Consider the following 21,830-nt stretch of genomic DNA (forward strand, 5'->3'; position numbering starts at 1 on the left):
AATATTTAAATGCTATAATTCTGATTTAACCTCTTCTGCAACTACTTCCGTTCTGTTTTCAGCGGTCAGTTGCTTGGCACCAGCCGGCTGAAATTTAGCCACCACTCCCGGGTTTAGTTCCGCAAATGGTTTCTGAGCTGCCAACCACTCTTCATAATCATCCGGATCATCCACTACTACAATGAAACGCATGGCAAAGTGACCGCGTCCACAAACCTCCGTACAAGCAAGCTCATACTTGAAGTCAGGGTTGCCGGTCTCATTCTGCATTTCATAAGTAGTTTTTGTAGGTACAAACCAGAATTTGGTAGGCATACCTGGCACGGCATCCATCTTCAAACGGAAATGCGGCATGAACACACTGTGGATCACATCCCTGGACCTGATCTTTAGCAGAACCGGCTTTCCCTTGGGCACATGCAGTTCCATCGGCATAAAATCATCCAGCGAGTTTACGTCGCTGAAGTCGATTCCGAATTCATTGGTCGCATCGATCAGGGTATGCTTGGCAACGCCCAGCTTCCCATCGGCGCCTGGATAGCGCACCATCCAGTTGAACTGCTTACCCATTACCTCGATCACCACTGCCTCCTCTGGCGCAGCGCTTGTGATCTTTGTCCAGGTCTTCCAACCTCCAAAAACCAGTAAGGCCATCACCACAGCAGGTATCATGGTCCAGACAATCTCCAGCTTATTGTTGTGGGGATAGTAATATGCCTTTTTATCGTCTCTGTGCTGGTACTTGAAAGAGTAATAAAACAACAGTACCTGTGTGATCACAAACACAATTCCGATCACAATCATCGTCGTCCAGAACAGATTATCTGTCCATTCGCCATGTACGGAGGCAATTGGCAGGTTCATCGTATCCCATGAATCGGAGAAAGACCAGATAAATGCAGCTCCTCCCCCTATCAGGAATAACAGGAAAAGGCTGCTGTTTACGCGGTTACTTGTTTTGGTTGTTCCGGCTGCACGCTGAGACGAGCCCCTGAAAATAGAAGCCAGCGTTCCGATCCTGAAAAGAAGGAACAAGACTACAAATAATAAAACTATGGATAAACCTATCGCGAACGTAATCATTATATAACGCTTTTAGTAAAATCTCTAAACATGATGGTGAACACTTTCCTCCAGGAACGGGTGGTTAACAGGCACAAGAGATGCCTTCGTCAGACCTTTCGTAAACGTGATCAAGAATATTCCCAAAAAGATCAAGGTTGTTCCAATTTCAATGAAGCCAATACCAGCCTCTTCTCCCATCGTGCCAGGCATCATCATCAGGTAAAAATCCAACCAGTGGCCTACAAGTATAGCTATGGTTACAATCTTCAGCATGATCATCTGCCGTTTCGCATCTCTTGTCATCAGAACAAGGAAAGGGAAGGCAAAGTTTATCAAAAGGTTAACAAAGAATATCCAGGTGTAATGGTTGTCTAAACGCTCCAGAAAATAGATGGACTCTTCCGGTATGTTGGCATACCAAACCAGTAAGAACTGAGAGAACCAGATGTAGGTCCAGAAAATGGAGAAAGCGAAACAGAATTTACCCAGATCGTGCAGGTGGTTGGCATTTACGAGTTTCAGGTAGCCTTTCTGCTTCAGAATAATAACAGTAAGTGTAGTTGCGGCTAGTCCAGCTACAAACCAGCTGGCAAACACATACCAACCGAACATGGTAGAGAACCAGTGTGTGTCAATCGATAACACCCAATCCCAGGCGGACATGGAAGAAGAAACTCCGAACACAACCAGAAACATGGCAGACACACGGATGCTTTTGTGAAAATAGCTTGTACCACCATGCAAATCCTCATCGATCGAGATCTTTCTCAGCCAGTAGAAGAAAATGATCCACAAGGCAAAGAAAACCACCATCCTGGCCAGGAAGAAGAATGTGTTCAGATAACCTGACTTACCGGCAATGATCGGGTCATAGCGCGGGTCATTGATATCGTACAGGTACTCATGTGTCCAGTGAAAAATGTCATGAGAACCGAACAGGTAAACCAGCAGCATGATCACCCCACCGATCGGCAGGTAATAGCTGAGTGCTTCCGGAATACGCTTGATCAAAACCGACCATCCGGCATAGGCTACGTACTGAACGGCTACGAAAAACGTTCCGATGAGTGCAATACCTGTAAAGTAAACGTTGTTCAGCCAAAGGTTCAGAAACAAACGCTTTGCCCATGTGGCTGCCTCATGACCCGCTGCTGCGGCTTCTCCATGTCCTTCTGCAGCCTCATGCGCTGCCCCTCCGCCTGCGGCCATGAAGATGATGCCTGCTATAAGCAACACTACACCTATAGCTATCATTAAGAAAAACCTGTTTGTAGTTTTTCTGGAAATGATGAGTCTTTCTTCTGTCATTATCCTGTTAAATTATGCCTTTTTAGACTTAGTTTTTAGGGGTTTCTTTCTTTGGAGTTCCTTCCGGAGTGCCTGTAACAGGATTATCCGTAATGGCCTCGCCACCTGCTTCGTTCTCAGCTTCAGCGCCAGCGGCTACATCTGTGATGCCTTGCTGTAGTTGCTGCACGTATAGCACGATCTTCCATCGTTCTGTCGGGTTCACTTGTGAGCCATGTGGCATCATACGTCCCCTTCCGTTGGTGATCACATAGTAGATATGTCCTGCTGGTAGCTCGGCTACACGGCCGGCGCTATAAGAGGGCACCCCTTTGAATTTGATGCCTACCAGCCCCTGTCCATCGCCTTTTTCACCGTGGCAATGGGCACAGAAACGGCTATAAAGCACCTTTCCTTCCGCCAGGTTCTGCTGTGTATCTGCTAACGGGTTTTGCAACTCTACACCGGCAACTTCTGCCGTATCAGCAGAAAGATAAAGGTTATAGCCCTGCTTGCCACGTGGAACTGTGCCTTTCGCCGGCTCACGCATGTTCATCCCGCCCGGGTTAAACTTATTCTCTTTGATCTGAGAGTATGGATCAAGCGGAATTGAATGGTACATATCTGGGGCGTATTCCAGGCCTGGATCCTGCTCATTGCTGCAGGCGAATATCAATGCAGAGGAAAAAAGTACTGCAGAGGCTTTGAAACCTATTTTCGTAAATCTTTTCATTATTTTATGACCTCCTTCTCATTAACTTCAATCGCGCCGTTAGACCGAAGCAGGTTATTAAGTGCCGATAGATCCGTTTCACCATCTTTGATTTCAATCGCCATCACAAATTTATCATCTGTAGAGCGCTTATCGAACACGTTTACCCTCAAGGATGGCTTTAACTTGCTCACAATAAAGAAGGTGATCACCATTCCGAATGCAGCGCAAAGCACGGTTAACTCAAAGGTTACCGGTATGAATGATGGCAAAGAGATGTGTGGCTTACCACCGATGATCATGGGCCAGTCAAAGCCCAGCATCCATATCTGCATCCAAAGGGCAAACGAGGTACCAAAAAGACCACAGAAAAAAGCCACTATCGGAAGTCTTGAACGCTTGATATCCAGTACATCATCAATCCCGTGAACAGGATAAGGTGAAAATACATCGTATATTTTAGTACCGGCAGCGCGGATATTTTCAATGGCTGTCAACAGCACATCTTCATCATCGTAGATCCCTAGAACAAACTTCTTATTCATTGTTGCGGTGTGTATGAGTATTCAATTCCTTTTCTGTAGCGTGCATCGTTTCGGCATGGCCGCCGTGCTTTACACCTGACGAGGACTTCAATATGGCCTTTACCTCTGCCATGTTCACCACAGGGAAGAACTTCGCAAAAAGCAGGAACAGAGTAAAGAACAGTCCGATGGTACCTACATAGATGCCGACATCGATTCTTGTTGGAGAAAACATTGCCCAAGAGGATGGCAGGTAATCTCTGTGAAGAGAGGTTACGATGATCACGAAACGCTCGAACCACATACCGATGTTCACAAATATTGAGATGATGAAAGTGGCGGTGAGGCTTCGTCGAATCTTGCGGAACCAGAACAGCTGCGGGGTGATCACATTACAGGTCATCATGGACCAGTATGCCCAGAAGTATGGACCAAAGGCGCGGTTGATAAACGCGTACTGCTCATACTCCACACCGGAGTACCAGGCAATGAAAAACTCGGTTGTATAGGCTATACCAACAATAGAACCCGTCAGGATAATTACCTTGTTCATGGATTCCACGTGCTCCAGCGTGATGTAGTCTTCCAGATGGAAAACTTTTCGCGTGATGATCATCAGGGTTAACACCATGGCGAAACCCGAGAAAATCGCACCTGCCACAAAGTATGGCGGGAAGATTGTTGTGTGCCAGCCCGGTATAACCGAGGTGGCAAAGTCCATGGATACAATGGTGTGCACCGACAGTACCAGCGGCGTGGCAAGACCTGCCAGGATCAGAGATACCGTCTCGTAACGCGACCAAGCTTTGGCTGATCCCGTCCAGCCAAAGGACAGGGCGGCATAAGCTCTTCTGGCGATCGGCCCCACGGCTCTGTCACGGATGGTGGCAAAGTCAGGAATCAGGCCAATGTACCAGAACACAAGCGATACAGAGAAGTAGGTGGAGATGGCAAACACATCCCATAAAAGGGGGGAGTTAAAGTTCACCCACAGTGAACCAAACGTGTTTGGTAGCGGAAGCACCCAATAAGCCAGCCACGGACGGCCCATGTGAAGCACAGGGAACATGGCAGCGCAGATTACGGCAAAGATGGTCATGGCCTCCGCTGCGCGGTTGATCGAAGTTCTCCATTTCTGGCGAAACAGTAGGAGGATAGCGGAGATAAGTGTACCAGCGTGGCCGATACCTACCCACCACACGAAGTTGGTGATGTCCCATGCCCAGCCAACCGTTTTGTTCAATCCCCACTCTCCTATACCAAACCAAAGTGTGCGGTAAACGGAATAGAAGAATATAGCCAATCCGACTAAAGCAACAGCAAGGGCTGCGGCCCAGCGGATGTTGGGCTTGGCCTCCACCTGTCTGCAGACATCGTCGGTGATGTCGTGGTATGTTTTACCCCCCGTTACAAGAGGCTCCCTAATCGGAGATACGTGCTGCATAACGCTTTTTAAATTAAATGTTAAGCTAAGTTTCTAATTTTAGTCAAGTATGTCACGTTCGGTTGCACGTTTAGCTCTTCCAGTACGTGGAAGGCACGCTCACCCTGCTGCCGGGCCAGTATCTGCGAAATGCGGCTATCTGCATCCTTCATATCACCGAAAACAATAGCTTCTGTAGGGCAGGACTGCGCACAGGCTGTAACAATTTCACCGTCTTTCGGTCTTCTGTTTTCGCGCTTCGCCTCCAGCTTACCCAGCTGCACACGCTGCACACAGAAGGAGCACTTCTCCATCACACCTCTTGCTCGCACGGTCACATCCGGGTTTAACACCATCTTGCCCAGATCACTGTTCATCGGCTCGTTGAAATCGAACTTATCGTTGTTGGCGTAGGCGAACCAGTTAAAACGACGCACCTTATACGGGCAGTTGTTTGCGCAGTAACGTGTACCTACGCAGCGGTTGTACACCATCTGGTTGATACCCTCGGAACTGTGCATGGTAGCTGCCACCGGGCAAACCGTTTCACACGGGGCGTGGTTGCAGTGCTGGCACAACATCGGCTGGAAAATAACCGATGGGTTCTCGGCAGGATCTTCCATCGTGGCGTAATCCTTTTCCTCATGCTCCACTGCACCGTAGTATCGGTCGATGCGCATCCAGTGCATTTCACGACGGTTGAGCACCTCAGCCTTACCTACAACCGGAATGTTATTTTCCACATTACAGCTCATGGTACAGGCTCCGCAACCAATGCAGGAGTTCAGGTCGATCACCATTCCCCAATGGTGGTTCTTGTATTCGTAGTCATCCCAAAGCGAAACCGTTGCTGGTTTTGCCTTTCCTTCCGGTGTGGCAATGCGGATATACTCCGTTACTTCTTTCGGATTTGCTTTATAGTTGGCTAAGGTGTTTGCCTGCACAACCAAACGATCCATAATGGTATGGTGTGTCTGCGTTTGGGCAATCGGAGAAACAGCACTTGTCTTCGCTAGTGTTACCGCACCCGTGTACAAAATCACGTTGTCAGCAACAGTTGCAATAGGATACGCATTCGCGCCCAGGCCTTTTGCTACCGGCATGGCTTCTACATTGCGTCCGTAACCCATTGCGATACCAACCGTGCCATTTGCCTGACCTGGTTGCATCAAGGCCGGAAGCTCGAAGGTAGCGCCGTTTGCCATCGTTACTAACAGCACATCTCCCTGCACCACTTCCATCTCTTCAGCCATCTTGCGTGGCATGGCTACATAGTTACCCCATGTGGCTTTAGAGATAGGATCTGGCAACTCCTGCAACCAGGGGTTACCTGCCAGGTCACCGTTTCCGATGCTTACTTTCTCGTAAACAACTGCTTCTATGGCGGCTGTATTAATTTTCCGAACAGAAGGAGAAGCTGTGGCCGTGCTTGGGGTAAGGGCCAGCATGCTGGTGCCATTTTCCAGTACGCCGTCATGCACTACCTGCTCCCAGAACTTGTTAAAGTCGCCTGTCGCTACTGATCTCCAGTTATTGCGCAGGTACTCATAAAAGTTGGTGTTGCTCTTGTTCCAGGTCAGCAAGCTGTCCTGCATCTGGCGGGTGGTAAAGATCGGGCTGATGGCCGGCTGGGAAAGGCTTAAGAAGCCTTTTTTCGCCTCAAAGTCGTTCCACGACTCCAGGTAATGATGATCCGGGGTTAAAAAGTCAGCGAAAGCCGACGTCTCCTCTACTCTGTCCGCAAAGGAAACTTTTAGGCCTACTTTTTTCAGGCCGCTCACCACCTTGGCAGAAAGCGGGTGGTTATATACCGGGTTGGCATTATGGAAGAACACCGCACCTACCGTGCCTGCATTCATCTCATTTACCAGGCGTATCATCTGCGCATCGTTACCCTGCTTCACAAAGTATGGTGAGGCCGCATCAATGGTGGTTCCTTCAGCACCCAGGGCGCTGTTGATCGCTTTCACCATGGCCTGAATGCCTGGGTCGTTTGAACCAGACACCACAAGGGCTTTGCCTCTATTTGCCTGCAATTCTTTGATAGCAGCTTTTAACGTTGCTGCATCTGCCACTGCGCCGGTTGCTGCGCCCTGGCCCGTGATAGCACTGTAAAGCGCAGAAACAACTGCAGCCTCTTCAGATGGCCTGATCGGCACGCGAACATCCGCGTTAGCGCCGGTCAGGGAGTATATCGTCTCGAACTGGAAGTGCCGGGACATAGCCGGATTATCCGGGTTTACTTTTCTTGTTTTGATGTACTGCTTCGCAAAAGGAACTGGTGCTACCCAGGTACCCAGGAAATCAGCGTTAATGCCCACGATCACATTGGCCTTGCTAAAATCATAGCCAGGAACCACGCCGCCATTTGCCTGCAGCAGGCCAGACGATGAGTTGGCATCATAGGTAACGTGCTCAAAGTTGGCAAAGTGGGCGCCAAATTCTTTGATCAGTTTAAGGGTGGATGGACTGATGATGGTAGAGGAAACAAAGGCCACTTTGCCGTTTACATTGGCCAGCCTGGCTGCCATCTGCTTGTCTACTTCCTCCCATGTCGCCTCTTTGCCCTTAATGAGCGGGAAACGCAGGCGGTTGTTGTCGTACAGCCCCAGCAATGATGCCTGTGCCCTCGGGCTTGTACCAGTTGGCGTTAAGCCGGAGCTAGGGTTAGGCTCGATCTTAATCGGACGGCCTTCGCGCGTCTTCACCAAAATGCTGTTGTAATCTCCGTTCTGGAAATACGTGGAGGCATACCAGTTGGCAATGCCCGGCTCCACATCCACCGGCTTGTTCAAGTAAGGGATAGCTTTCCTTACAGGCGCCTCGCAGGAAGCCAGAGAAACAGCTGCCATGCTGAAACCCAACAGCTTTAAGAAGTCACGTCGGGCTGTTTTACCAGTCCCCGAAGCACCTTCCCTACCCGCTTCACTATTTACTGGCAGGAATTCTGGAAACTCATTTTGAGCATGCTGTGCGAATTCCGGAGTGTTCTCTAACTCCTCAATTCCTTTCCAGTATTTTATTCTGTCTTGCATAATATATCTAGAAAACTCGAATACTTAATTGTAATAAGATTGAATTAGTAGTGACACTTAGAACACTCCGTACCACCATTCGAAGCAACGGTGAAGGCACCCTTAGAGGCCTCATCATGCAGCTCTACCAGTCTGTCATAATAGCCGTTTCCTTCTGTGTTCAAAGGCGTCTCGCGGTGACAGTCGATACACCAGCCCATGGTTAACGGGGAATACTGGTACACCACATCCATCTCCTGGATCGGTCCGTGGCACGTCTGGCATTCTACACCCGCCACCTGCGTGTGCTGCGAGTGGTTAAAATATGCAAGATCGGGAAGGTTATGGATGCGCACCCATTCAATAGGTCTGTTACGCTCGATCGCCCTGTAAATCTTCTGAATCTCAGGAGACTCCGTTTTGATCTGGCTGTGGCAGTTCATACAGATGTTTGCAGAAGGAATGCTGGCGCTTTTACCTTTGTAAACAGTTGTGTGGCAATAGTTACAGTTGATCTGGTTCTCGCCGGCATGCAGCTTGTGCGAAAAGGCAATCGGCTGCTTGGGCTTATAGCCTTGCTGAATGCCAATACCCATTACCTTATCCAAGGTCAGGTCCAGCAGCACAACCACAAAGATAAGCACCACCAGGGTGCGCACGGCGTTTGATTTGTATATTTTAGAAAAGTCAAAGCGCTGGTTCACCACCTCATTGTCGTAAGCATCCAGCGTACGGCTCTTGTTCAGGTAGTTCTTCAGCAGCGACGTGATCAGCAAGAGGGTGATAACCAGCACGATCAGCACCACGATCAGCACCACCAGGATGATATCCAGGTAGCCTCCCACGGCGCCAATAGCGTCAGTGCCCACATTTTCTCCGGCTACGGCGCCTTCAGGACCTGCAACCGGGGCAGACACAACACCTTTCCCAGAACTCACATAAGCCAGGATAGACTTTATCTCGTCATCTGAGAATGCAAAGGAAGGCATCGCCTGCTTGTTGAACTCATTGTATATAGCTACGGCTTCAGCATCTCCGGATTGGATGAGCGCCTGCGAGTTTTTCACCCATTTCAGCAACCAGGCTTCGTTTCTTCTTTCCGTTACGCCCTGAAGTCCGGGACCTACAATAACGTCAGAACCTGCCGAGTGGCAGACAGCACAGTTATTTTTGAACAGGGATTCGCCTGCATCAATCACTGCAGGGTCACCTGCAGGGGTTGCGTCAGTGGTTGCGCCTTGCGTAGCACCGGGCTCTACTCCTTTTGTCGCTATCTCTGCCTGCTCGCTGGCCTGCTGGGCCGAAGCACCAAAAGAAACGACCAATGCAAACAAGAAGGCAACAAATACTTTGGATTTTGCTTTGAGTATACAGCTAATCATAGCCAAGATCACTTGTGTGTGTTTAGTATAATGGTGAATTTACTTTACGGCCACAAATCTACCACCGGAATTCCATTAATCAAACAGAATAAGCTTATTTTTGGACACCCTCCCAAACCCGTAACCACAGCACTCTAACACTGAGGCAAAACCTCTTCCTGATTATAGCAGGGCATTTTTATTTAGAATTGTTTTAAATAAAAACCTGATCCATAGCCGTATAATGCTCTTAATTTTATCATACTTCATCATTGCATTACAACAACAAGGCTCCCCGGAGTATGTTTGTCCGCAGCACCATTTTATGTACAAAAACTCTGTCCGGAACGCCTTTATTGAAGGCGTTTTTTAAAGCTAGTTTAGGCACGCTATATATAATAGTGTATACTTTACCGCCTGCCCCAACAGGTTTTACAAGGCATTTAGCCATGATAGCCACAATACTATTACAGTTGCTTGCATTTAACCCGAACTCCCCCTATCTTTGCACGCTTAAATAAAATTTAATAAATCGAACCGAATGGAATTGAGAAATTACGAAACGGTCTTCATCCTGACTCCGCTTTTAAACGAAGTTCAGATGCAAGAAACGGTCGAGAAGTTCAGACAGGTGCTTAAGGAAAATGGCGCCGACATTATTCATGAAGAGAACTGGGGTCTTCGTAAACTGGCTTACCCAATCCAGAAGAAGTCGACTGGTTTCTATCACCTCGTGGAATTCAACGCAACAGGTAATGTTGTGGATGCGCTTGAACTGGCTTATCGCCGTGATGAAAAAGTTGTACGTTTTTTAACAACTGTACTCGACAAGCACGCTGTTGCTTATAACGCGCGCAGAAGAAACGGAGAGTTCAAATCACAAGCTAAAAAAGAGGAGGTTAAAGGATAATGAGCTTAGTAAACGAAAGAATCCACAAGCAAGAAAATCGTCAGAAATACTGCCGTTTCAAGAAGAGTGGCATCAAGTATATCGACTACAAGGACGGCAACTTCCTGCTTAAGTTTGTGAACGAGCAGGGCAAGATCCTTCCGAGGAGATTAACCGGTACCAGCCTGAAGTTTCAGCGCAAAGTATCTCAGGCTGTTGCCAGAGCAAGACACCTTGCTATTTTACCTTATGTAACAGATTCTTTAAAATAAGGAGGGCAAACGATGGAAGTAATACTTAAAGATGACGTGAAGGGCTTAGGCTACAAGAACGATACAGTAAACGTAAAGCCAGGATATGGCCGTAACTACCTGATCCCACAGGGTCTGGCAGTTAACGCTAGCGTTGCCAACAAAAAAGTGGTCGCTGAAAATATCCGACAGGCAGCGCACAAAGCTGAGAAAATCCAGAACGACGCACAGGAGCTGGCAAACAGCATCGGCGACGTGACCCTGGAAATCCCTGCAAAAGTAGGCGAGACAGGCAAGATCTTCGGATCTGTAACAACAAACCAGCTTTCCGAGGCCTTAAAAGCGAAAGGCTACGATGTAGATCGTAAGCGTATTTCTTTTGATCAGGATGTTAAAACAGCCGGCGAGTATACTGCTACACTAAACCTGCACAAGGAAGTGAAGCACCAGGTACGTTTCAACGTAGTTGCTGAATAGCAGCACTTAAACACTTAAAAAAAGCGTTCCGCCTTAAGCGGAGCGCTTTTTTTATGCTCTTGCCCCTGTCGGCTTCGCTCGCTGTAAATAGTTTTATACTTTTGCGCAGCCTGCCCGGCTGTACGCACCGTAAAAAACAACATAAGCCTACTCCGGTCTAACGCCCTTTAAAAACCCCTAAACCTATGTTCCGGACTGAAGTTGATGTTCCGCCCACTGGCCTGGCCCTCTCCCTGCAGGATAAAGTGATGACCATGGGTTCCTGCTTTGCTGAAGTGATCGGTGCGAAGTTAAAGCGACACAAAGTGGATGCGCTGGTGAACCCGTTCGGCACTATCTTTAACCCGGTTTCGGTATGCCGTCTGCTGCAGGCCGCCGCCGGCACCGCCTATGACTTTGAACCGCACCTGGTGCAACAGCATGGCATCTGGTACAGCTACGATGCCCACTCGTCGCTTTCATCGCCTGACAAAGCCGGGCTGCTGGCACAGCTGCACGCGCGCGCGCGCCAAACGCAGGCTTACCTGCAGGAAGCCAGCCTGCTTGTAATTACCTTAGGCACCTCCGTGGCCTACAGACTTGCTGATTCCGGTAACCTGGTGGCTAACTGCCATAAACTCCCCGCCAAAAACTTTAGCAAAGGATTGCTCAGCCAACACGAGATCATGCTGGCCTTTGACCAGTTGCTCACCACGCTTCAGGAAATAAACCCTGGACTGACGGTCCTGCTCACGGTAAGCCCGGTGCGCCACCTAAAGGAAACCCTGCTCCTGAACAGTGTCAGTAAATCGCTGTTGCGGGTTGTATGTCACCATGTCGGGCAAAGCCACCAGCAGGTACAGTATTTTCCTGCTTTCGAGATCATGCAGGACGATTTGCGCGATTATAGGTTCTACAAGGATGACCTGCTGCATCCCACCGGCATGGCTGAAGACTATATCTGGCAGAAATTCGTGCATGCCTACTACAACGCGCAGTTTCAGCAGTTCTTACCGGAATGGGGCAAAGCAAAAAAAGCCTTAGCGCACAAGGCTTTTCACCCGGAATCCGATGCACACCGGCGCTTCCTGTTAAGCACAGAGGCACAAATAAAGCAAATTGCGCAGAAGTACAATGTGGATGTTACGCCCGAACTGCACCTGCTTCAAAAACAGTTCAGAAACGGCAACTAGCCTTTTCGCCTCCTCCTCCTATAGCTGCTCCTTTTACTTTTGCCTGCCACGCCCGTACTTAAAGTATGTGCCAAGGCAGAATCTCAGGAAAACTATGACCCAGGTAAAAAAGACATCCAACAAACTTATTCATGAAAGCAGCCCCTACTTGCTGCAGCACGCCTACAACCCCGTCGATTGGTTTCCGTGGGGGGAAGAGGCGCTGGCGATCGCCAGGCAGGAGGATAAGCCCATCCTTGTCAGTATCGGGTACGCAGCCTGCCACTGGTGCCATGTGATGGAGCAACAATCCTTCGAGAACCCGAAGGTGGCCGAGGTGATGAACCAGTATTTTATCTGTATCAAAGTAGACCGGGAAGAGCGCCCTGACGTTGACGCGGTGTACATGGATGCCCTTCAGGCCATGGGTCTGCAGGGAGGGTGGCCGCTTAACGTGTTTCTGAACGCCGATGCAAAACCGTTTTACGGCGGCACGTACTTCCCGCCTCAGCAATGGGTTGGCCTGCTGCTGAACATAGCCGAAACCTACCAGAAGAACCGGCAGGAGCTGGAAGCCTCCGCCGATCAGTTTGTTGCCCACCTCAACCGTAGCGTACTGGAAAAGTATGGTCTGAACCAAAACACCTCAACACTAAGTGAAGAAGGCCTGGGCCAGATCTTTAATGGGCTAAGCGCGCGTTTCGATAAAAACCAGGGAGGCCTGTTGCCGGCTCCAAAATTCCCGATGCCCACCAATTACCTCTGGCTGTTGCGCTATTATCATTACTCCAAGGATGAAAAAGCGCTCCGGCACCTGCATCTTACCTTGCGCGAAATGGCCTACGGCGGTATTTACGACCAGATCGGGGGCGGATTTGCCCGTTATGCGGTGGATGAGGAGTGGCTGGTGCCGCACTTCGAGAAGATGCTTTACGACAATGGGCAGCTGGTGTCATTGTATGCCGAAGCATACCAGGCTACACGTGAAACATTGTATCACGATGTGGTATACGACACCATTGCCTTTATAGAGCGTGAGCTGATGAGTCCGGAAGACGGATTCTATTCTTCCCTGGATGCCGACAGCGAGGGGGAAGAAGGCAAATTCTATACTTTTACAAAAAACGAGCTCATCAAGATCCTCTCTTCAGAAGAACCCCTTTTCTCGAAGTATTACCATGCCACTGCTGCCGGAAACTTTGAGCACGGGCGTAACATTCTGCGCCGCAAGATCAGCGATGAGCAGTTTGCCGCAGAAAATGAGCTGGAGGTAGAGGTGCTTCAGGAAATGGTGCAGCACTGGAAAAACAAGCTTATGCAGGCACGCGCCAAGCGCATCAGGCCTAACCTGGATGACAAAATACTTTGCTCCTGGAACGCTCTGATGCTGAAAGGACTGGCCGACGCTTACTATACCTTTGGCAACAAACACTTCCTGGACCTGGCCCTCCGGAACGCGCAGTTTCTACTGCGGCAACTGAAAAAAACTGACAAGCTGTATCATACTTACAAAGGAGGCAAGGCTACCATAGACGGCTTTCTGGACGATTACGCATTGCTGGCCGCGGCTTTCATCCGGTTATACGAGGTTACCTTTGATGAGCAGTGGCTGTACCAGGCCAAGGAACTGACCGACTACGCTCTGGAAAATTTCCTGGATGAGCAGGAGGGCTTGTTTTACTTCAAGGATAAAAACGCGGCACAACTGATTGCGCGTAAAAAGGAATTGTTCGACAATGTGATCCCCTCTTCCAACTCCGTCATGGCCATTAACCTCCATTTCCTGGGTTTATACTTCGACAACGAGGCTTATACCTCCTTATCAGAAAGTATGATGGGCAAGATGCAAGGTTTGCTGCTCAAAGAGCCATCCCACTTAAGTAACTGGGCCATCCTATACTATTATATGGCAACGCCAGTGGCCGAAGTGGCCATTATAGGACCGGAAGCCGCGGAGATGCGGGCAGAGATAAGTTCTTTTTACCAGCCAAACATGCTGCTGCTTGGCACAGCCCACAGCAGCCAGCTCCCTTTGCTGCAGGATAAAGTGGCGCAGCAGGGCAAAACCACGGTGTATGTTTGTTACGACAAATCCTGCCAAATGCCGGTGCACACGGCCGCCGAAGCCCTGAAGCAGCTGCAAAACGATCAGAACAGCCCCAGGTTCCCCGCCCTTTAGCAGGTAAAGTTTGTAAACCAGTTAAGACACGCCCTTGCTGATACGGGTTGGAAAGGGAAAGGCAAATTGAATTTAACCCGGAACAATTACCCGATTTTTACGACCTTTGTACGCAGCACCCATACTTTTAGCCCTTGTCCGAACTACTCAATTTCAATTATCCGCCGGAGCAGGCGGTGGAGCGCGTCACGCTGTTTGCCGACGTTATCCTGCCCCTCCCCCTCCCGAAGCTCTACACCTACCGCATTCCGTTCGAGATGAACGACGATGTGTTGGTGGGTGCGCGCGTGATTGTGCAGTTCGGGTCGAAAAAGGTATTGAGCTGTATTGTGGCTGAGATTCACGAAACAGCCCCCGCCAGCTACCAGGCAAAGTATATCCTCGATTTCCTGGACGACAAGCCCATCATCACAACGCCGCAGCTTAAACTCTTTAAGTGGATAGCCGACTACTACATGTGCACGCTGGGAGAGGTAATAAACGCTGCCCTGCCCTCCGCCCTCAAGCTCAGCAGTGAGTCGCGGTTACAGCTGCACCCGCACTACAACCCCGAGGAGGACGATATTCCGTTGTCGGCACAGGAGGAGAAGATCATTTTTGCGCTGCAAAGCAACCAGGCCCTCACCTTTACCGAGGTAGGCAACCTGCTGCAACTTAAAAGCTACCATAAGTTCATCAAGTCCCTTATTCAGAAGGAGTGCGTGATCATTTATGAGCAGGTAAGTGATAAATACGCGCCCAAGGTGGTAAAGAAGGTGCGCATCTCCGAGCATTTTGTGCAGGAGGAGGGCTTGCTGGAAGAGCTGTTCAACCAGCTGACGCCGTACCCCAAACAACTGGACGTGCTGCTGAACTACCTCCAGCGCGTGCCTGTGCACCAAAACACGCACCTCAACTTTAAAGGGATTGAGAAAAGCGAACTGACCAGCGCGGCACACCTCTCGGCCTCCTCCATCAACACGTTGATCAAAAAAGGGGTGCTGGAGCAGTTCGACCAGATCGTGTCGCGGTTCCCGGTTGATTACAGTCAAAAGCTGTTGCCCATCTCCCTTTCCGAGCACCAAAAGCAGGCAAAAGATGAGGTACTGGGCCTTTTTAAGGAAAAAGATACGGTTTTGCTGCATGGTGTAACAGGCAGCGGCAAAACCGAAGTATACATCGATCTCATCGAGCACGCCCTGGAGGGAGGCGGCCAGGTGTTGTACCTGCTGCCCGAGATTGCGCTCACCGCCCAGATCGTTACGCGCCTGATGAAGGTTTTCGGGGAAAAGCTGGGGGTTTACCACTCCAAGTTCTCCGACAACGAGCGGGCCGAAGTATGGCAGGGAATCCTGGCGGGCCGGTTCCAGGTGGTGGTGGGGGTGCGCTCCTCCATCTTTCTGCCCTTCCACGACCTCTCGCTGGTGATCATTGATGAGGAGCATGAGGCCAGTTACAAGCAGTACGACCCGGCCCCACGCTACAATGCGCGCGAAACAGCCTTAATGATGGCCCATTTGCAAGGCGCAAAAACTCTGCTCGGCTCTGCCACCCCCTCTATCGAGACCTACTATAACTGCAAAACCGGCCGTTGGGGCCTGGTTACTATGTCGAAGCGTTTCGGGGAGGCGCAGTTGCCCGAAATTGAGTTGGTTGATACCCGCGATGCGCAGCAACGCAAGAACATGCACAGCCATTTCTCGGGCAAACTGCTTACGGCCATCGAAGAGAGGCTGAGGATAAAAGAGCAGGTCATACTTTTCCAGAACCGCAGGGGCTATGCCCCTTTCATCAGTTGCGATGAGTGCTCCTGGATACCCAAATGCAACTGCTGCGCGGTAAGCCTCTCGTACCACAAGTATAACAACGAACTGCGCTGCCATTATTGCGGCTACCACGAGCGCAAGCCCAACGATTGCCCTGCCTGCGGGGCCACCACCCTCAAAAGCATGGGCTTCGGAACCGAGAAAGTGGAGGATGAGCTAAAACTGCTCCTGCCAAGCGCGGATGTCCAGCGCATGGACCTGGACACGACCAAGAAGAAGAACAGTTACCAACAGATTATATCAGAGTTCGAGAGTGGTAAAACCAACGTATTGGTCGGTACCCAAATGGTAACCAAAGGGCTCGACTTTGAGAATGTAAGCCTGGTGGGCATCCTGAACGCCGATACTATTATCAATTTCCCTGATTTCAGGGCACATGAGCGGGCCTACCAGCTGTTTGTGCAGGTAAGTGGCCGGGCAGGGCGCCGGGGCAAAACCGGCTCCGTGATCATCCAGACACGCGATCCTTTACAGCCCATCTTTAACAAGGTGCGCCATAATGATTACCAGAGCCTGTACGCACATGAGATAGAGGAACGCATGCGCTTCAGTTACCCGCCGTTTGTGCGCATGATCCGGATCACTGTGAAGCACGCCGAGGAGAAAGTATCGGAGAATGCAGCCATTGTGTTAGCCAAAGACCTGACTGACCGCCTGGGCAAACAACAGGTGCTGGGTCCGGAAGTGCCTTATATCTTTAAGATCAGAAACCTGTTTTTGAACGAGATCCACATCAAGCTTTCCCGTGACTCCACCAATCTGAAAGGGGCAAAAACGGTCATCGCACAGGCCCTATTCAACCTGAAGCTCTTGCCTGATTTTAAGGGCATTAGAATAGTTGCGGATGTGGATCCGGTTTAAGGCGGGCGAGGAAAAAATCAGGGTAAACCAGCACTTATTTTTACTGAAAGCGGGGCGCCAAAATAAACTAAAAAAAATTTCCTGTTCCCTACAACCCATTTCAGGCCGCTCCCGTATATATAGATACCTTTGGCTAAAAGTTGAGAACCTGAAAGTCTTATTCATCTCCCAAGATAATATAGACTTTCAGGTTTTTCCTTTCTACCCTATTCCTTACGCATCCTTTCTGCCCCGGTACAAAATCACAGCATAAATGCTCCCGAAGGCCAGAAAAACAACCAGTAGAAACACATCTATGGTGTTATAGCCCTCCTTCCATATTTTGTACCCGTTAAAGCCTGCAAACACAAAGCAGGCGATGGTCATGACGATGCGATACGTTCTTCGGTTTTGCATGCTTTTAAAACTGAATAAGTAGGTTAAAGATCAAATGCCTTGGCTAAACCTGCGCTTAGATAGCTTTTTCCAGGTAACGCTCCCGGATCACCTTCAGGTGGTGAATCTCATGCCCTAGGATGGTGAACCCGATGGCACGAACGCTGATCTCAACTCCGCTCCCGATGCCTCTCTGCTCCAGTGCTTCCTGGTCGAAGCTTTTAAACAACTCGATAGTAGCAGTGCGCACGGCCGTGTACTCGGCTAAGATAGAGTTAATGTCACGGGTGTCGGCTTTTGAGGGCCCAACGTACTGGCCTTCCTCAAATCCGGGCAGTGATGTTTTATCCTGACGAGCAAAGCGCAGGGCACGGTAAGAGAAAATGCGTTCGGCATCCAGCATGTGCACCAGCAGCTCTTTGATGCTCCATTTGCCCTCGGCATAACGGTGCAAAAGCTGCTCGTTCGAGAGGCCCTGCATCATGCCGGCAATGTAAGCGTAACTGGCGGTAAGACCTTCCAGCAGGTCCTCGGCCTGTGCCTCGTGTATGTAATTGGCATAAAAGCCACTGTATTCTTCCTGCTTCGGATAACTGATAGGCATGGCCATGTGTGTAGGGTAAGTTGCTAAGAAAACACGAAGGTAAACATTTCACCCATAGCGAATCAATCAAAATAGAAAGGGCGCTGCAGTTGTTTGTGCTGTAGCGCCCTTAAAGCCTTATCAAAGTTTACCTTTTAGGGCTACAACTATTGCCCCACCAGGAAAACAGCATTGCCGAACATCAGTTTGCCGCTTTGCCAGAAGCCCCGGAACAGCGGGTTATCCGCCAGGTATACGACCTCTCCACGACCCATTTCCTGGGTTCCCAGAATCAGGGCGTCTTTCAGCTTCTCTTTGATGTCGGCACCTACAAAACCCGTGGCATAGTTATCCTTTTTGAGTACGCCCACATTCCAGCCATCTTCCATAAACTGAAATGTGTCGGCAGAACGGACCAGTGCAAAGTAGGTGTCGCCGTAGCCAAAGGCCAGCGGGTGCGTTTTGTCCAGGTCTACCCTGAAAACACTGCCTTGCACTTCCTCCTGCAGGGCTTCGCGCTCCCGGTTGCCGTAAGCGCGCAGGTGCTCGTAGGGGTCTTGCGGTTGTTTCTTGTCTTTTTGCTCTTTGCCACTCTCCTCCTTGGTTTCCTTCTTTTTCAGGTTGAAGTCTTTTTTGCCGGCCAGGAAACCCGCCGCGCTCTCCATGGCAATCAGCTTGCCCCCTGCGCGCACCCAGGTCTTTACCTGCTCCAGGGTCTTCTCGTTCAACACATCGCCGTAAGAGCCGGTGGGCAGAATCAGCACATCAAACTCGTGCAGTGGGATGGTGCTGAAGTATGACGTGTTCAGCACCGTTACGGGGTAGCCTATCTGCTGCTCAAAGTAATGCCATACTTCCCCGAACCCGTAAGGCGAAACGCCCTCTCCGGACATAACCGCCACTTTGGGTTTTTTAAGATAGCGCACGTTACCCGAGCCGAAGTCGGCGCCGCTGCTCACAAAGCCCGTACCGGTGGCACTTAGGTCCACGTTGAACCTGCTGGCCAGTTCCCGCACGGTTGCATCCAGCTTATCCCCCATGCGCTCGTTGCCGGTGCGTGTAATAATCAGTGTTCCAGGGGCATACTGCTGTCCGTCTGTTTCAAAGGAACGCTCCGACATGCGCACCTTTACATCCTGCTTCATCAGTTCCGTCAGAAATTTCAGGTCCTGCACACTGTTCCAGCGGGCCAGGTACGCGTAGGGTTTTGCGATGTTTATACTTGTAGCAGTAGGTGCGGGCGCCTTACCCGTATTTACGTCCAGCTTGTCTTTTAGCGCATAGGCCTGCACGCCATAGGCATAAGGCAGAGACCAGGAAGTGATGTCATAGGTCAGCGAATCCTCGAGGCGCGCATTAGGTTCAAAAAGCACCTTAACCAAGGTTGATTTAGGCTGGTACATGCTGATTACCAGGTCCTGCTGCGTCACTTTTACCCGTTCCTCTTTGCCAGTGCTGTAGTTAAACCCTTTCCCGGAGGTGTTTTTGCCGGCATAGCCATACCTGATGTCCTGCTTATCGAGGTAGTCGGTTAATGCCTGCAGGTTGCCCCTGCCCTGCTGGTCTGCTCTTATAACAAAGGCTTTATAGTTGCCTACCGGGTTTTTGCGGCTGGTTTCGTAATAGTTTCTAAACTCTAGTTTAAGCTGGGTAGCTTTTTCAGAAGTGGCCTGAATGGTGGCTTTGCTGGCCGCCACGTGGTGGGCTATTCTGTCCACCAGGGTCAGCGTATCCCCATCCTGTTTCTGATAAGCCAGGCCTGCGCGTCCGGAACCGCCCTGCTCATAAGTCATCCCGATGGCGCCGTTAAAGGTAGGCCAGGTATCGCCGTAGCTCGGGTAAAAAAGGTCGAAGTTCTCGCGGGTAAAGTATAGCCAGTTGTTTTTGTCGAAGTACGCGCGGTTGTAATCCCCGATCGTGTTCTGGAACTGGCGTTGCCAGGGAGTTATACTTTCGTGGAAGGGCTTTGCTGCCGGCGAGAAATAATAAGGCGACTCAGGTCCCATTTCGTGAAAATCGGCATGCACCTGCGGCAGCCAGTTATTATACCTGGCCAGGCGTCGCTTCGATTCTATTTGTGTTTGCCAGGCCCAGTCGCGGTTCAGGTCAAAGTAATAATGGTTTGGCCGGCCACCTGGCCAGGGCTCCCAGTGCTCCCAGGCGTAGGGCGAGGCGTTGCCGCCCTGGTTAGAGGTTTGTTTGTACCACTGCACATAGCGCTCGCGGCCGTCGGGGTTTACGGTTGGGTCCAGTATCACCACCGTGTTCTGCAGCCATTGCTTTGCTTGCGTGTTGTCCGGGTTTACCAGATCATAGAGCACTTCCATCACCGCTTCGGCGCTCACCGACTCATTTCCGTGGATGTTGTAGCTGAGCCACACAATGGCGGGTTGCTCCCCCTGTGGCTGGCCATCAACCAGCCCGGCCTGCTTCATGTTGTTCTCGCGTATCTGCTCCAGGCGAGGCAAATTCGCATCAGAGGCCACGTAGGCCAGTAGCAGCGGCCTGTTCTCGTACGTGCGGCCATACTCCTCTACCTTCATTCTGTTCGGAGCCTGTGTGGCCAGGTAGTTCACATAGTCTACGATGCGGGCGTGGGTGGTGAACTGCTTGCCAAGCTGGTAGCCCAGAAACTGCTCGGGCGACTGCAGTTTTTGCTGCGCCATGGTTACGTGCGCGCACAGGAGCAGCAACGCAAAAGCACTGAAGTGCTTCAGGATATTCCTCATAATGTTCTTATTAGTTTGATGCTGTTTAGCGGATAAATGGAGAGACAAGTTGCGTAATAAAGCTGGTTTAAACAAGCTGATGCAGCTTATACGTGTCTGGCCCTGAAATGCGTTTGATCAACTCAAAAGTATAAGTTGCCAGGCTGGCACCGAACTCAATTAATTTTCGTACTTTTGCACCCGCAAGCAGCAGGAACCAACATAAAAGTATACTTCCCGAACTTGCAGGCTGCCCGTTGCTCCGATGAAAACTTCAGGAAATTAAGGAAAGAGCGAGAATCGAAATAGTTTTTCAGCCCCCTGCATTTTTACTGACGGGTCGGGCCAATCCAGAACAGAAACTAAATTAACTAAACTTATATTCAGACCCGGGACTTTGTCCCGGGTTTTGTTTTTTCGGCTCTTCCCGAAACACATTCCGTATGCATTAAAATGCGGCAATGGGTAAAAAGATGCTTGATCAACTTGTATTGGGCGCTGGGTTCGGTGCTGGGTGTAACAGCGCTGTTTTTTACAGCCGCTTTCCTGCTGAGCAGCATCCCGGTGAACAGCGGTTTTGCCCAGACAACCGACGAGCAGGCCATCGAGATATTTGTAACCTCTAACGGCGTGCATACCGACATTGTGGTTCCTGTGGTTACGCCTTACATGAACTGGCGCAACTATTTCCCGCTCCAGCACTTTTCAGCAGCAGACAGCAGCTTTGCTTACCTTGGCTTTGGGTGGGGCGACAGGCGCTTCTACATGCAGACTCCCCAATGGCGTGACCTGACACCGGAAGTGGCAGTTACGGCAGTCTTGTGGCCTACCCGAACTGCTATGCACGTCGAGTACATTAATGGAGCCCTCGCACCCACCAAACGGCAACAGCCTGTGCGCCTCACGCCTGGGCAATATCAAAAGCTTATCCGGTACATCTCCGGTTCATTTCAGCAGCAGAACGGGGCTTTCCGGCATATTGCAGGCTCTGGTTATGGTGCCCACGACACCTTTTACGAAGCCAGAGGCAAATTTTACCTGTTTAAAAACTGCAACAACTGGGTAAATAACGCATTAAAGGCCACGGGACTGGAAGCAGCCTGGTGGGCTCCACTGCCCTTCGCGGTGATGCGGCATTTGCGCTGATCAAAGTGCATGCTATCTC

Annotated in this window: 17 protein-coding genes; 7 read left to right on the forward strand and 10 right to left on the reverse strand. The window is 50.3% G+C overall.

Annotated features, from left to right (window positions below; all coding sequences use genetic code 11):
• Nucleotides 1-12 precede the first annotated feature (12 nt).
• From AC4BAN_RS13625 to AC4BAN_RS13655, 7 genes are all read right to left on the reverse strand, one after another.
• On the reverse strand, nucleotides 13-1,083 hold the full coding sequence (locus AC4BAN_RS13625) for a cytochrome c oxidase subunit II (RefSeq protein WP_490564960.1): 1,071 nt from the start codon (nucleotides 1,081-1,083) through the stop codon (nucleotides 13-15).
• Between the two features lie 24 nt (nucleotides 1,084-1,107).
• Complete coding sequence (locus AC4BAN_RS13630) at nucleotides 1,108-2,373, reverse strand: quinol:cytochrome C oxidoreductase (protein WP_490564961.1); 1,266 nt, start codon at nucleotides 2,371-2,373, stop codon at nucleotides 1,108-1,110.
• Nucleotides 2,374-2,401: 28 nt separating this feature from the next.
• Nucleotides 2,402-2,974, reverse strand: a complete 573-nt coding sequence (locus AC4BAN_RS13635; protein WP_490564962.1) for a c-type cytochrome — start codon at nucleotides 2,972-2,974, stop codon at nucleotides 2,402-2,404.
• 110 nt (nucleotides 2,975-3,084) lie between these two features.
• Nucleotides 3,085-3,609 carry a DUF3341 domain-containing protein gene (locus AC4BAN_RS13640; protein WP_490564963.1) on the reverse strand — a complete coding sequence of 175 codons (525 nt, stop codon included), beginning with the start codon at nucleotides 3,607-3,609 and terminating at the stop codon, nucleotides 3,085-3,087.
• Nucleotides 3,602-5,032, reverse strand: coding sequence for an NrfD/PsrC family molybdoenzyme membrane anchor subunit (gene nrfD / locus AC4BAN_RS13645; protein WP_490564964.1), 1,431 nt, complete (start codon nucleotides 5,030-5,032; stop codon nucleotides 3,602-3,604). Before nrfD ends, AC4BAN_RS13640 begins: the two co-directional genes overlap by 8 nt.
• A 20-nt stretch (nucleotides 5,033-5,052) precedes the next feature.
• Nucleotides 5,053-8,046 (reverse strand): TAT-variant-translocated molybdopterin oxidoreductase, encoded by a 2,994-nt coding sequence (locus AC4BAN_RS13650; RefSeq protein ID WP_490564965.1) that lies wholly within the window; start codon nucleotides 8,044-8,046, stop codon nucleotides 5,053-5,055.
• 44 nt (nucleotides 8,047-8,090) lie between these two features.
• Nucleotides 8,091-9,407 carry a c-type cytochrome gene (locus tag AC4BAN_RS13655; protein WP_490564966.1) on the reverse strand — a complete coding sequence of 439 codons (1,317 nt, stop codon included), beginning with the start codon at nucleotides 9,405-9,407 and terminating at the stop codon, nucleotides 8,091-8,093.
• Nucleotides 9,408-9,927: 520 nt separating this feature from the next.
• On the opposite strand from AC4BAN_RS13655, the gene rpsF reads away from it, so the two are divergent.
• The 6 genes from rpsF to priA all read left to right on the forward strand — a co-directional run bounded on the left by rpsF (nucleotide 9,928) and on the right by priA (nucleotide 16,999).
• Complete coding sequence (gene rpsF, locus AC4BAN_RS13660) at nucleotides 9,928-10,296, forward strand: 30S ribosomal protein S6 (RefSeq protein ID WP_490564967.1); 369 nt, start codon at nucleotides 9,928-9,930, stop codon at nucleotides 10,294-10,296.
• Entirely contained in the window at nucleotides 10,296-10,547 is a 252-nt protein-coding gene (rpsR, locus tag AC4BAN_RS13665; RefSeq protein WP_377506629.1) for a 30S ribosomal protein S18, read from the forward strand. Before rpsF ends, rpsR begins: the two co-directional genes overlap by 1 nt.
• Before the next feature lie 12 nt (nucleotides 10,548-10,559).
• Nucleotides 10,560-11,003 carry a 50S ribosomal protein L9 gene (gene rplI / locus AC4BAN_RS13670; RefSeq protein ID WP_490564968.1) on the forward strand — a complete coding sequence of 148 codons (444 nt, stop codon included), beginning with the start codon at nucleotides 10,560-10,562 and terminating at the stop codon, nucleotides 11,001-11,003.
• Nucleotides 11,004-11,188: 185 nt separating this feature from the next.
• The gene (locus AC4BAN_RS13675; RefSeq protein ID WP_490564969.1) at nucleotides 11,189-12,175 is read left to right on the forward strand and encodes a GSCFA domain-containing protein; all 987 of its coding nucleotides are present in this window, start codon (nucleotides 11,189-11,191) and stop codon (nucleotides 12,173-12,175) included.
• Between the two features lie 94 nt (nucleotides 12,176-12,269).
• On the forward strand, nucleotides 12,270-14,333 hold the full coding sequence (locus AC4BAN_RS13680) for a thioredoxin domain-containing protein (protein ID WP_490564970.1): 2,064 nt from the start codon (nucleotides 12,270-12,272) through the stop codon (nucleotides 14,331-14,333).
• A 134-nt stretch (nucleotides 14,334-14,467) separates the two neighbouring features.
• Nucleotides 14,468-16,999: a replication restart helicase PriA gene (priA, locus tag AC4BAN_RS13685; RefSeq protein WP_490564971.1), complete on the forward strand. Its 2,532-nt coding sequence runs from the start codon at nucleotides 14,468-14,470 to the stop codon at nucleotides 16,997-16,999.
• A 213-nt stretch (nucleotides 17,000-17,212) separates the two neighbouring features.
• On the opposite strand, the gene AC4BAN_RS13690 is transcribed toward priA, so the two are convergent.
• From AC4BAN_RS13690 to AC4BAN_RS13700, 3 genes are all read right to left on the reverse strand, one after another.
• Entirely contained in the window at nucleotides 17,213-17,395 is a 183-nt protein-coding gene (locus tag AC4BAN_RS13690; protein WP_490564972.1) for a hypothetical protein, read from the reverse strand.
• A gap of 55 nt (nucleotides 17,396-17,450) precedes the next feature.
• Nucleotides 17,451-17,984 carry a DinB family protein gene (locus AC4BAN_RS13695; protein ID WP_490564973.1) on the reverse strand — a complete coding sequence of 178 codons (534 nt, stop codon included), beginning with the start codon at nucleotides 17,982-17,984 and terminating at the stop codon, nucleotides 17,451-17,453.
• A gap of 140 nt (nucleotides 17,985-18,124) precedes the next feature.
• Nucleotides 18,125-20,686 carry a M14 family metallopeptidase gene (locus AC4BAN_RS13700; RefSeq protein WP_490564974.1) on the reverse strand — a complete coding sequence of 854 codons (2,562 nt, stop codon included), beginning with the start codon at nucleotides 20,684-20,686 and terminating at the stop codon, nucleotides 18,125-18,127.
• Between the two features lie 456 nt (nucleotides 20,687-21,142).
• Between AC4BAN_RS13700 and AC4BAN_RS13705 the strand changes: the two genes are divergently transcribed.
• On the forward strand, nucleotides 21,143-21,811 hold the full coding sequence (locus AC4BAN_RS13705; protein ID WP_490564975.1) for a TIGR02117 family protein: 669 nt from the start codon (nucleotides 21,143-21,145) through the stop codon (nucleotides 21,809-21,811).
• Nucleotides 21,812-21,830 lie beyond the last annotated feature (19 nt).

Source organism: Pontibacter sp. GD13 (genome assembly GCF_058216355.1).

Coding starts and splice junctions, on each gene's coding strand:
- AC4BAN_RS13690 (WP_490564972.1), bottom strand. CDS start 17,395: ATGCAAAACCGAAGAACGTATCGCATCGTCATGACCATCGCCTGCTTT.
- nrfD (WP_490564964.1), bottom strand. CDS start 5,032: ATGCAGCACGTATCTCCGATTAGGGAGCCTCTTGTAACGGGGGGTAAA.
- rpsF (WP_490564967.1), top strand. CDS start 9,928: ATGGAATTGAGAAATTACGAAACGGTCTTCATCCTGACTCCGCTTTTA.
- AC4BAN_RS13650 (WP_490564965.1), bottom strand. CDS start 8,046: ATGCAAGACAGAATAAAATACTGGAAAGGAATTGAGGAGTTAGAGAAC.
- AC4BAN_RS13680 (WP_490564970.1), top strand. CDS start 12,270: ATGACCCAGGTAAAAAAGACATCCAACAAACTTATTCATGAAAGCAGC.
- AC4BAN_RS13700 (WP_490564974.1), bottom strand. CDS start 20,686: ATGAGGAATATCCTGAAGCACTTCAGTGCTTTTGCGTTGCTGCTCCTG.
- AC4BAN_RS13635 (WP_490564962.1), bottom strand. CDS start 2,974: ATGTACCATTCAATTCCGCTTGATCCATACTCTCAGATCAAAGAGAAT.
- rpsR (WP_377506629.1), top strand. CDS start 10,296: ATGAGCTTAGTAAACGAAAGAATCCACAAGCAAGAAAATCGTCAGAAA.
- AC4BAN_RS13655 (WP_490564966.1), bottom strand. CDS start 9,407: ATGATTAGCTGTATACTCAAAGCAAAATCCAAAGTATTTGTTGCCTTC.
- AC4BAN_RS13695 (WP_490564973.1), bottom strand. CDS start 17,984: ATGGCCATGCCTATCAGTTATCCGAAGCAGGAAGAATACAGTGGCTTT.
- AC4BAN_RS13675 (WP_490564969.1), top strand. CDS start 11,189: ATGTTCCGGACTGAAGTTGATGTTCCGCCCACTGGCCTGGCCCTCTCC.
- AC4BAN_RS13630 (WP_490564961.1), bottom strand. CDS start 2,373: ATGACAGAAGAAAGACTCATCATTTCCAGAAAAACTACAAACAGGTTT.
- AC4BAN_RS13625 (WP_490564960.1), bottom strand. CDS start 1,083: ATGATTACGTTCGCGATAGGTTTATCCATAGTTTTATTATTTGTAGTC.
- AC4BAN_RS13640 (WP_490564963.1), bottom strand. CDS start 3,609: ATGAATAAGAAGTTTGTTCTAGGGATCTACGATGATGAAGATGTGCTG.
- rplI (WP_490564968.1), top strand. CDS start 10,560: ATGGAAGTAATACTTAAAGATGACGTGAAGGGCTTAGGCTACAAGAAC.